The sequence below is a fragment of the Aggregatibacter segnis genome, assembly GCF_003130075.1.
GTDB classification, from domain to species: Bacteria; Pseudomonadota; Gammaproteobacteria; order Enterobacterales; family Pasteurellaceae; genus Aggregatibacter; species Aggregatibacter segnis_A.
This window is the reverse complement of the sequence record NZ_NRCW01000005.1, coordinates 22,792-33,338: the sequence shown is the minus strand read 5'-3', so window position 1 is coordinate 33,338 and position 10,547 is coordinate 22,792. Positions and strand designations below refer to the sequence as shown.

Sequence of the window (10,547 nt, the reverse complement as noted above, 5' to 3'; positions counted from 1 at the left end):
GAAGTAATCCGTTTTATGTTGCTATATTTCACTACCCAGCCCGATATAAAACTGAATGTTTTTACTCTTGTCTTTGTCTTGTATCGGTGTGGCGACATCAAATTTAATGGCGCCTACCGGTGATGCCCAGCGCAAGCCAAAGCCCGCACCATAGCGTAATTCATCAGGTTTAAAGCTATTTGTCGCCAAACCAGCATCAGCAAAGGTGGCGATCCACCAGTCGGGATAAGCCTGATATTGGTATTCAAGGGTTCCTGTTGCTAAACGTGAACCACCGATTAATTTTCCCTTTCGATCTTTTGGCGAGATTTTTTTATAACCATAACCACGTACGCTGCGATCGCCGCCGGCAAAGAAACGTAATGAGGGTGGAATTCGGTGAATATCTGCAGTGTTGAGTACGCCAATTTCTAGACGAGTAAGAAAACGGTGATTTTGCGCATAGGTTCTGACCCAAGCGGTGGACGCTTGAATTTTCCAGAAATTGACATCAGAAATCCCCAATTTACGTCCGAAATCGAAGGTAATGCGTTGTGAATCACCCCAATCAGGAAAGGCACCACCGCGTAAACGGGTACGGGTTAAAGAAGTGGTTGGATAAAGTAGTAGTGTTTGGTCTGATATATCCGCTTGGGTAAAGGCATCGTGGCGCAAGCGTAAACCCAAGGCATACTGCCATCCGGTAGGATGGTTCCAATAGCGTAATGCGGCAAGAGTCGATGAGGTTGTTTTCGTATCGTTCTTATTTTCACGTTCAAAACCGCCGGAATATTCATAGTAATAATTCAGCGGATTTTTCAGTAGGGGCATTTTATAGGTCAGTTCGAGCGTTTGCTTCGGTGAGGAAAAATAGAGATTACTTCTGACACTATGCCCGCGATCATTGATCCAAGGTTTCGTCCAACTCCATTGGAAGCGAGGTCCAACATCAGTGGAATAACCTAGTCCGACGTTCATAATATTTTTTTTTCGCGGGTAGAGCAGCACATCCACATCCACTAATTTCTTTTTATCGTCTAAGTGCGGTTGCAATAGCACTGAGCTGAACCAGTTTGAGGAGGAATAATTGTTGGTTAAGGTAGAAAAATCACTCATTAAATAGGGTTCATTTGAGTGAATGTTGAGCATGTTGCGTAAATATTCTTCTCGAATTTGCGCATGTAAGAAATGAATTTTCCCATAGTGGTAGCGTTTTTTGCTATCGAAGATGAGATTCCACCAAGCTTCGCGCGTGGATTTCATCACTTCTAAACGGGATTGTTCAAATTCTGCATCAAAATAGCCGCGAAATAGCGCGAGTTGTTGCAGTTGGTTTTTATAATCTTCGTAAGTTTCGTGATTGAGTATGGTGCCGGTTTTAGGAACCTGTTTTTCCAGTTGCATGAATTCCGAATCTTGTTTGGCCTCCCCTTTAATCACGATGTCTGTGGCAGCGATTTTTACCGGTTCCCCTACGGTAATGTGAGCGATTAATAGCGGCTTGTTCTTGGCTCGCGGTTTTAATTCAAATTGAATCTGGTGATCATAATAGCCTAAAGCACGCAGACCTTTATCAACGGCTTTGCTGACAATATCTTGATAACGTTCGGAGCCGTCTGCCTCTTCTTTATCGATGGCATTGAGGTGAATTTGGATATTGTTTTTTAACGTATCGTTTTTTACCCCATCAATTTGTAAATCAACGACATGTTCGGCGTAGGCAGAGGAATGCCAAAATAAGCACGAAAATACAAGTGCATAGAAACGTTGACTTGCTTTTTTATTGAACAATTGCTTCATATAACTCCCATATTAAACCTTGGTAGGTTACTCGTTAGGTTTTTACCCTGCAATGCTTCCCCCATACAAAGTGCGGTGGATTTTTTCGATATTTTTAAGAAAAGGTGACGAGTAAATTGATAATAAAAAAATAGCTGACAATGCTGTCGGCTATTTCTTGTGAAATGATATGGTTTAGCTGTTTTTATGCTCAAAATAAAGCACTGTTGCGGCAACGCGCGAGTGAACGTTAAGTTTACGTAGCAAATTACGAATGTGTACTTTGACGGTTTCTTCTGAAATAAACAATTGACCGGCAATTTGTTTATTGGAAAGACCGGTTGCCACTAAACGCAATACGTCAATTTCACGATCGGTAAGAGAGTCAATAGGGCTTTGCGAAGATTGACGCTCTAATAAGAGATTTTTAATGGAATCACTGAGGATAACTTCACCTTGAGCGATGCGTTTTAGTTGAGAAAGCAATGTGTCGGGTTCGGTATCTTTTAATAAATACCCGTCCGCACCGGCATCAATTAAGGTAAAAATGTCGTTTTTAGCATCAGACACGGTCAAAATGACAATGCGAGCATCAACGTCTTCTGCTCTCAATGCTTTAAGCGTATCTAAACCGGAGAGTCCTTTCATATTCAGATCTAAAATAATGAGATCCGGTGAGGTTTGTAGCGCTAAATTAATTCCTTCAGAACCATTGCCTGCACCGCCAACAACCTCGAAACCTTCTTCTAATTCAACAAGTTGTTGTATGCCGCGACGCATTAACGGATGGTCATCAATAATTAAAACTTTTAATTTGTCATTCATGTTACACCTCAAGACAAAGCCAAACGGCTATGGAAAGGAACAATCGTTATTCCTTCTTCTGTCATTAATAATTGGTAGAATTGTGGATAATTAAAATCGCGTTGTACGATTTTATACGGATTCTCATTTTCATCCAAGCCTGAGAGTTGATAAATTCGATTTATCTCATGAATTTTTTTCTCTTTTGTACCATCACAGTTGCGGTAAACCTCAAGGCGATTAAGTTCATCTAAAATATAAACGTTAAAACTACCGTTCGGATTATCTTCAAAGAAGAATTGCAGGAAACCTTCCGTTGCAAATCGATCGATTTCTCGTGGATACTTTTGATGCTTCGTTGGAACCGGATCCGTTGCCGCTGCTTTTTTATTAAGTGCGGTGTCAAATTGATGTGTTTTTGTGACCCGTCCGTGATGAATTTCTTGCAAACTAATACCGCGTTCTTCAAAGAAAAATTGCCAGTTTTTCCCTGCCACTCGCAATAAATTATTTTTTGGCGGCTCGGTGACCCCAAGTTGAATGCTGATACATTTATTAATGAGTGTTGTGACGATGCGGCGTAAGGCATGTCGATAGTAACGGCTATAACAAAAAACTTGTACAAATTTCGGTGATGGCGCACCACGATAAATTTTGTTGGAAAGCACTTTTAACGCCAATAAAATCGCATTTGCTCCTTCAAAATGTAATGTTCTGACCTCATTCCATACATTACGGTAAGTTAAGTCAATGCTGCCAACCAAGCTTTCTTCATTCGGACCAAAGCTAAACAAATCACTGGCTTGGATGGTGGGCTTGATGTCCTTCAACTGTTGCGTCGGATCTTGAGTTAAATTGATAATGACGGCAAGACTACGGATTTCGCAAGGATGGCTGAGATCGGCGTTGCTTGCAAAGGTCGTTTCAATCGGGAATGTTAAACGGAGGTCGGTGACAAACTGGCGCAACGTTTTTAGTTCTATGTTATCGCTAGAAATAAATAATTGCGTATTGGCGTTTAATAAACGATTGAAATAGGCCCAAGCCACAAGTTTATTCAAGCTTTCGTTATATTCGATATAACGAGGATGACGACAACCTTCCACGTCCGGCGTTTGATTGATGACATACCAACCGTCTTTAAAATGTCGATTATGTTTGACTTCAATAAACGTCAACGCCGGTTCTGATAAATCCACAGCCAGTTGTGGGTTGAGTAAGGTCACTTTACCCGGCAACTCTTCAAAAGCAGCGTACAGTTTACGTGTTAGCACGCTCATGTCTTGTGGCATGATGCTGGCATTTACTTGGTGTTTACGTGCAAAATGGACTAAGTTGCGATAGCTCAACATGAGGAATTTAATCAAACTATTATGTATTTTCATGGTTTGTTTGATTTTCCAATGTCGGCGATTATTGAGGCACTCTAATTGACCGCACTTCCATCCCCATTGTTGAGCCAGTTTGAACAGTTCATCTAAACGCCAGTTCGTTTCCCCGGGGGCCACTTCATTTTCGTGTACTTTGATATAAAAACAGCAACGTACAAAGTCCAACCGTTTGAATTCTTTTTGACGGGTTAAATAATCGGTAACCCGCTGTAACATGGCTAAATAAGCATCAAATCGGTGTTCGACGTTCATATCGCCATTCAGTAAGGCGTGCTTAAATTCGCGAGAAATTAAGAAGGTGTTTGGATAGTCCCAAGAATAGGCCTCAAGTAATAAAATTTTGAGCAGGGATTTGTACGGATAATCAATGCCTTTATAGAGTTGCCACAGGCTTGCACCGAAATATTCGTTTGCCGAGAACGAACCTAATCCACCAAAGTCCACCCAATCGTTTAAATCCAGTTGTCCTTCTTGAGTTAAACGCTCAATTTCTGCTTCATAATTTTCTTCACGTTCAACCAATAAATGTAGCCATAACAAAGGTTTGCCGGCAAGGCGTATGGCAGAGCGGTAAAACTCGTCCAGCAGTAACATGTATTGTGTTGAACCACAATTTTCACCGTCCATCGGTTCGGCATAACGAAAACAACGGAAACGTTTTTGATCCATAAAATAGAAGTTAATTTCTACTTGAAGACGTTTTGCCCATTGCTGAATTGCATTAGTTTTTTGTTGTAATAGGTCGAGCGCGCTTTGGCTTAAATCTTCTTGATGACAAATCCAGATATCCAAATCGGAAGATGGTGTTTGTGCGATGGAGGCAATACTGCCCATCACATATACGCCTAGAATTGCTTCTTGCTCAAAAGTGCGGTGATTTTTTTGAATGTTTTTTCTTTGTTCTTCAGAAAGTGTTCTAGCAAGGTAGTCTTGTTGAAAACCACTGAGAGAAAAACGTGCAATCCCGGTTGGCGCGTTCGCAACATAGCAGGGAAGATCTGGATGGTTAAAATGAAGTAACAAAGGAATGACTTTAAAGACAAGTTGAAAGGATTCAGTCGTGTCGGATAAAGCGCGATCAATGCGTAATTTATCTAGAAAGTCCACGCGTTTTTTGGCTTCATTGAGATCAAACTTCAATTCGTATCCTAACTTTTTTACAACAGTCATACTTGGCTGGTGGGTACTCTATCACCAGTACTTCAGGAAAGCAAAAAAATTAAATGGAAACTGACAATACGGGCTAACAATGGTAGGATAAAGCACATAAGATCACTTTCATATCTCGTTATTATGTTTAAAAAAACTTTAAAAATTGCCACTCGTCAAAGCCCATTAGCATTGTGGCAGGCAAACTTTGTGAAAGCGCGTTTACAACAACTGTATCCCGATTTATCTATCGAATTGGTGACAATGGTCACTAAAGGCGATGTGATTTTAGATTCGCCGTTGGCGAAAATCGGTGGTAAAGGTTTGTTTGTGAAAGAATTGGAAAATGCATTGTTGAATAATGAAGCGGACATCGCTGTGCATTCTATGAAAGACGTGCCGATGCAATTTCCTGAGGGGCTAGGTTTATCCGTCATTTGTAAGCGTGAAGATCCGCGTGATGCATTCGTTTCAAATACTTACCGCACTTTAGCCGAGTTGCCTACAGGAGCCATCGTCGGTACATCCAGTTTGCGTCGTCAGTGTCAGCTAAAAGCCTTACGTCCGGATTTGGAAATTCGCTCTTTGCGAGGCAATGTGGGGACGCGTTTGAGCAAACTGGACAACGGTGATTTTGATGCGATTATTTTGGCTTCTGCCGGTTTAATCCGTTTGGGATTGGCAGCTCGAATTACTTCTTTTATTGAGGTAGAACAGTCACTTCCTGCTGCCGGGCAAGGCGCTGTAGGGATTGAATGCCGTACGAATGACGAACAGGTGAAACAATTATTAGCACCGTTGGCTGATGTCGAAACGACTTATTGTGTGTTGGCGGAACGCGCCATGAATAATCGCCTACAAGGCGGTTGCCAAGTGCCTATTGGTGGTTATGCCGTGTTGTGTGAGAGCATGTTGTACTTGCGAGCCTTGGTGGGGAGTGTTGACGGTTCAACAATTATTCGTGCGGAAGGTCAAAGTGCGGCAGAAAATGCTGAGGTTTTGGGCGTGCAAATTGCCGAGCAACTTTTGGCACAAGGTGCTGACAAGATTTTGCAAAATATTTACGCATAAGAGTTGAATATGGCTGTTTTGGTGACACGCCCTGACGAACGTGGAGAACAACTGGTTGAGATGTTGGTGAAAGCCGGCATCGTTGCGTTGCATTTACCCCTATTTCAAATTACTCGCGGGGCGGAACTGAACGAATTGCCAGCGAGATTAGCGAAGCTGAAACCTGGCGATTATGTCTTTGCTGTTTCTAAAAATGCGGTAGATTTTGCGGATAAAGCCATTAAAAACACCGGTTTCAAGTGGCGTGATGACTTATCCTATTTTGCCGTCGGGAAAAGTACGGCTCAGTATTTTGCTGCCATGACAGAAATGGTTGTTCACTATCCGACTATGCAAGAAAATAGTGAAGGATTATTGCAGTTATCCATGATGCAGGATTTGTCTGAGAAAACGGTATTAATTTTGCGCGGCAATGGTGGTCGCGAGTTTTTTGCCGAACAGGCACAACAACGTGGCGGTAGTATTGAAATTGTCGAATGCTATCGACGTGAACCTCTCGTTTATAATCAAGCGGAGCAAACCAGTTTGTGCAAACGAGCTGGCGTACAAACGATAGTCGTGACCAGTGCTGAAATACTCACCCAATTAGTGGATTTTGTTCCGCAAAGCGAACATAATTGGCTAAAAAGTTGTCACCTTATTACAATCAGTGAGCGTATTGCCCATTTGGCGCAAGCGTTAGGTTGGCAACAAGTGACGGTTTGCCCGTGTTCAGACAATAGAACGTTATTACAAACCTTATTACAATGTCGTTAAACCACATTTTTTCTTTATAGGTAAATATTATGGCTAACAAGAAATCTCACCCGTCGAAACGGAATGCAGAAGTGGAACAGAAAATTGATATCAGTGAAGATCTTGATTTAGCGACACAAGATGAGGCATTAACTGAACAAATTGAGACCCCAATAGAGGATAAAGTAAACACTATGCAACAAGAACACAATGAAAAGACGATCTCTTCGGAACAGCAATCTGCTGTAGCGGAAACTGTTGCTAACGCTTCTACAATAAAAGAAACGCCTGTAAAAGAAACGGTAGTTGTAAAAAAAGGCGGTTCTGCATTAGGTTTGTTAGCAATTTTAATTGCGCTAGGTTTGGGTGGCGCGGGCTATTATTTTGGTCAGTTACAGGTTGAGGAAATACAACAAAAATTGACCGCACTTTCAGGGAAAGTACAACAGTCAGTGCCTGTAGTGGTAGCCGAAGGACAAAATTTTGAAGCCGAAAGAGCACAGCTTCAACAGCTTATTGCATTTTCGCAAATGGCCAGTGAACAAATTGGCGCGTTACATCAGGAAATTGCTGTTAAAGAACAAAGCTTATCAGCGTTGAAACAAGAAGTTCAACGCTTGGCGAACCAAGCAAAAGCAGAGCAACCCAATGATTGGTTGCTTACCGAGGCGGACTTTCTACTCAATAATGCGTTGCGTAAGTTGGTGTTAGATAATGACGTGGACACCAGCATCGCGTTGTTAAAAGTAGCCGATGAAACTTTATCGAAAGTTGCGTTGCCAGAGGTAGCTTCGGTACGTAACGCCATTCACGCAGATTTGAAAAACCTATTATCGCTTAATAACGTAGACCAAAATGCCATCATGCAGGATCTATCGGAGCTTGCGAACAATGTCGACGAATTAACGGTGTTAAACGTGAATTTTGATGAAGATCCGAACAACGATAAATTGACGGATTCTTTGGATGATTGGAAAGAAAATGCAGAAAAAAGTGCGGTGAGTTTTTTAAATCATTTTATTCGTGTGACCCCAAAGAAAGCGAATGACAAAGCGTTATTAGCGCCAAATCAAGATATTTATTTACGTGAGAATATTCGTTTACGTTTACAAATTGCAATTTTATCTGTGCCGCGCCAACAAAACGATTTATACAAACAATCTTTACAAACTGTGGCTTCTTGGATTCGGACGTATTTTGATACCAATACCGATGTGGCTCAAAACTTCTTGAAGAATTTGGATGAATTAGCAGAACAATCAATTTACGTGGATGTGCCGACTCAGTTAAGTGGGTTAAATGCCTTAGATAAATTGTTGAATAAGCCAACACAAGAAGTGCAAAAAATCACCCTTTCTGTGGATAAAGAACTCGAGTCGCACGGGAATTCGGGAACTGAGCCAACTGGAAAAGAAAATGAGGCTGCCACCGCGCCGGCGAATGAAACTAAGCCTGATGCCAATCAAGGACAACAACAATAGGAGAAATAGATTATGTTACGAGTGCTATTTTTAATGTTGTTGTTACTGGCGAGCTTAATTGCCGGTCCGTATTTAGCGGGTAAGCAGGGTTATGTGCGAATTGAAACGGCAGGTCATATCGTCGAAATGTCCATTACCACTTTAGTGATCTTCTTCGTGCTCGCTTTAGCTTTGGTGTACAGCATTGAAGTTATCATTAGCCGTTTTTTCCGTTTAAGCAACAACACATACAGCTGGTTTTCTCGTCGTAAACGCACGAAAGCACAAAAGCAAACATTGGAAGGCTTAATGCGTATGGATGAAGGGGATTATTCTAAAGCGGAAAAATTAATTGGTAAAAATGCGAAGCATTCTGATGAGCCGGTGCTGAACTTCATTAAAGCAGCAGAAGCAGCACAACAGCGTGGCGATGAATTCAGTGCTAACCGTTATTTAATGGAAGCAACGGAAATTGCCGGTTCTGATAGCTTGGTTTTAGAAATTGCCCGTACCCGCATTTTATTACAACAAAATAAATTACCGGCAGCGCGCAGTTCCGTTGACAGCTTATTGTTGATGGCGGGGAAAAATAAGGAAGTACTTAAATTAGCCGTTGAGATTTATTTAAAATCAAAAGCTTATCAGGCGCTAGATAATATTTTAGACCAAATCGAAAAATCCGGCTTGTATACCTCACAGGAATTTGTTGCATTACAAACCCAAGTGGAAGAAGGATTGCTCGATGAGAAAATGAACGAAGAAGGCGTCGATGGTTTGTTAGATTGGTGGGACGAGCAATCACGTAAACGCCGCAATGATGCCCGTGTGAAACTGGCGTTAATCACGCGTTTAATTGATGCTAATGATCATGAGTCTGCTTATGAATTCATATTGGAGTTAGTGAAAAAATTAGATAGTGACAATAGCTCGTTAACGCAAGAATTGTTTAAACAAATCAGCCGTTTGCAACCTGAAGATAACAGCAAGTTGGTGAAATTTATCAGCAAGTGGTTAAAAGGCGCGAACACATCGGCACAATGTTGTGCGCATCGTGCACTTGGTTATTTATATGTGCGTAACAATGACTTTGCTAAAGCTAATGAGGTGTTTAAAGCGTTAATCGCAAATAAAGAGAAATTGGAGCCGGCGGACATTACAATGGCATCTTATGTCTTTGAGCAAGTTGGTGATAAGGCTGCAGCACAACAATTACGTGAAGATGGTTTGAAGTCTGTGATGGCAGTGGAAAATCTCAACTTATCGGAAGAAACATCAGAAAATCCGACCGCACTTTTAGCGCAAAAATAATCTCTTCAAAAAACAAAATGCCCTGATGATTCAGGGCATTTTTTTATTCTTTCTTTTTTAAGAATTTTGGGGTAATTCCATGTCATTTTCGAGAACGGCAGTCAGTTGTTGAATCTTACGTAGAATCATATTTAAGAATACACCGTAAGCAGGGACGAATAACAGTAACCCGATGAATAATTTAAATAAATAATCGACGAAGCCGATTTCCATCCAGTGTTCCGCCATAAACGGATCGCTGCTGGCATAGAAGGCAACCGCGAAGAACAAATAAGTGTCTGCCATAGAGCCAAATACCATGGAGCTGGTTGGCGCTATCCACCAAGTTTTGAGTTGGCGTAAGCGATTGAATACCAAAACATCTAATAATTGTCCGAAAACATAGGCGAAGAAACTTGCGACTGCAATGCGGAACACAAACATATTAAATTCGGTTAATGCTTGTAGACCTTGATATTGGGTATCTGAAAAGAGGGTTGAGACCACATAGCTGATAATTAATGCCGGAATCATTACCACGAAAATGATCCAACGTGCTTCTTTCGCACCGAAGATACGCACGGTTAAATCCGTCGCCAAGAAAATAAATGGGAAGGTAATTGCGCCCCAGGTGCTGTGGAACATAAAGTCTTCTTGTGCGCCGAAGAATGTCAGTGGCACATGAATTTCAAAAGGAAGCTGCACTAAATAGTTACTGACAGCAATGATAAAAATGTGGAAGAAACTGAGCAAAACTAATGCTCGACGTTTTTGGCGATCGCTAAAGATCGAAAATGTGTGTGTCATTTGAATACCTTTTTAGTTTAAATTGGGGTTAGGGAACCCAGAACATATTGTGAGTCTGCAAAAATGCAGGGCGCAAATAATACTG

Annotated in this window: 8 protein-coding genes; 4 read left to right on the top strand and 4 right to left on the bottom strand. The window is 41.4% G+C overall.

Annotated elements, in window-relative coordinates; all coding sequences use genetic code 11:
- Positions 1-21 precede the first annotated feature (21 nt).
- The 3 genes from tamA to DK415_RS06885 all read right to left on the bottom strand — a co-directional run bounded on the left by tamA (position 22) and on the right by DK415_RS06885 (position 5,093).
- Entirely contained in the window at positions 22-1,779 is a 1,758-nt protein-coding gene (tamA, locus tag DK415_RS06895; protein ID WP_109433016.1) for an autotransporter assembly complex protein TamA, read from the bottom strand.
- A 174-nt stretch (positions 1,780-1,953) separates the two neighbouring features.
- Entirely contained in the window at positions 1,954-2,583 is a 630-nt protein-coding gene (gene narL / locus DK415_RS06890) for a two-component system response regulator NarL (protein WP_109433015.1), read from the bottom strand.
- Positions 2,584-2,591: 8 nt separating this feature from the next.
- Positions 2,592-5,093 carry a class I adenylate cyclase gene (locus DK415_RS06885; protein WP_109433014.1) on the bottom strand — a complete coding sequence of 834 codons (2,502 nt, stop codon included), beginning with the start codon at positions 5,091-5,093 and terminating at the stop codon, positions 2,592-2,594.
- Between the two features lie 153 nt (positions 5,094-5,246).
- On the opposite strand from DK415_RS06885, the gene hemC reads away from it, so the two are divergent.
- From hemC to DK415_RS06865, 4 genes are read left to right on the top strand one after another with little or no spacing between them, the layout of a single operon-like run.
- Complete coding sequence (hemC, locus tag DK415_RS06880) at positions 5,247-6,173, top strand: hydroxymethylbilane synthase (RefSeq protein WP_109433013.1); 927 nt, start codon at positions 5,247-5,249, stop codon at positions 6,171-6,173.
- A gap of 9 nt (positions 6,174-6,182) precedes the next feature.
- Positions 6,183-6,929 carry a uroporphyrinogen-III synthase gene (locus tag DK415_RS06875; RefSeq protein ID WP_048750758.1) on the top strand — a complete coding sequence of 249 codons (747 nt, stop codon included), beginning with the start codon at positions 6,183-6,185 and terminating at the stop codon, positions 6,927-6,929.
- Positions 6,930-6,958: 29 nt separating this feature from the next.
- Positions 6,959-8,389 carry a uroporphyrinogen-III C-methyltransferase gene (locus tag DK415_RS06870; RefSeq protein ID WP_109433012.1) on the top strand — a complete coding sequence of 477 codons (1,431 nt, stop codon included), beginning with the start codon at positions 6,959-6,961 and terminating at the stop codon, positions 8,387-8,389.
- A gap of 12 nt (positions 8,390-8,401) precedes the next feature.
- On the top strand, positions 8,402-9,676 hold the full coding sequence (locus DK415_RS06865) for a heme biosynthesis protein HemY (protein WP_109433011.1): 1,275 nt from the start codon (positions 8,402-8,404) through the stop codon (positions 9,674-9,676).
- Positions 9,677-9,733: 57 nt separating this feature from the next.
- Here DK415_RS06865 and DK415_RS06860 read toward each other — a convergent pair whose 3' ends face one another.
- Positions 9,734-10,462 carry a 7-cyano-7-deazaguanine/7-aminomethyl-7-deazaguanine transporter gene (locus DK415_RS06860; protein ID WP_109433010.1) on the bottom strand — a complete coding sequence of 243 codons (729 nt, stop codon included), beginning with the start codon at positions 10,460-10,462 and terminating at the stop codon, positions 9,734-9,736.
- Positions 10,463-10,547 lie beyond the last annotated feature (85 nt).

Excerpts from the sequence above, each read along its gene's own strand:
- tamA (WP_109433016.1), bottom strand. The coding sequence starts at position 1,779 with ATGAAGCAATTGTTCAATAAAAAAGCAAGTCAACGTTTCTATGCACTT.
- narL (WP_109433015.1), bottom strand. The coding sequence starts at position 2,583 with ATGAATGACAAATTAAAAGTTTTAATTATTGATGACCATCCGTTAATG.
- hemC (WP_109433013.1), top strand. The coding sequence starts at position 5,247 with ATGTTTAAAAAAACTTTAAAAATTGCCACTCGTCAAAGCCCATTAGCA.
- DK415_RS06875 (WP_048750758.1), top strand. The coding sequence starts at position 6,183 with ATGGCTGTTTTGGTGACACGCCCTGACGAACGTGGAGAACAACTGGTT.
- DK415_RS06870 (WP_109433012.1), top strand. The coding sequence starts at position 6,959 with ATGGCTAACAAGAAATCTCACCCGTCGAAACGGAATGCAGAAGTGGAA.
- DK415_RS06865 (WP_109433011.1), top strand. The coding sequence starts at position 8,402 with ATGTTACGAGTGCTATTTTTAATGTTGTTGTTACTGGCGAGCTTAATT.
- DK415_RS06860 (WP_109433010.1), bottom strand. The coding sequence starts at position 10,462 with ATGACACACACATTTTCGATCTTTAGCGATCGCCAAAAACGTCGAGCA.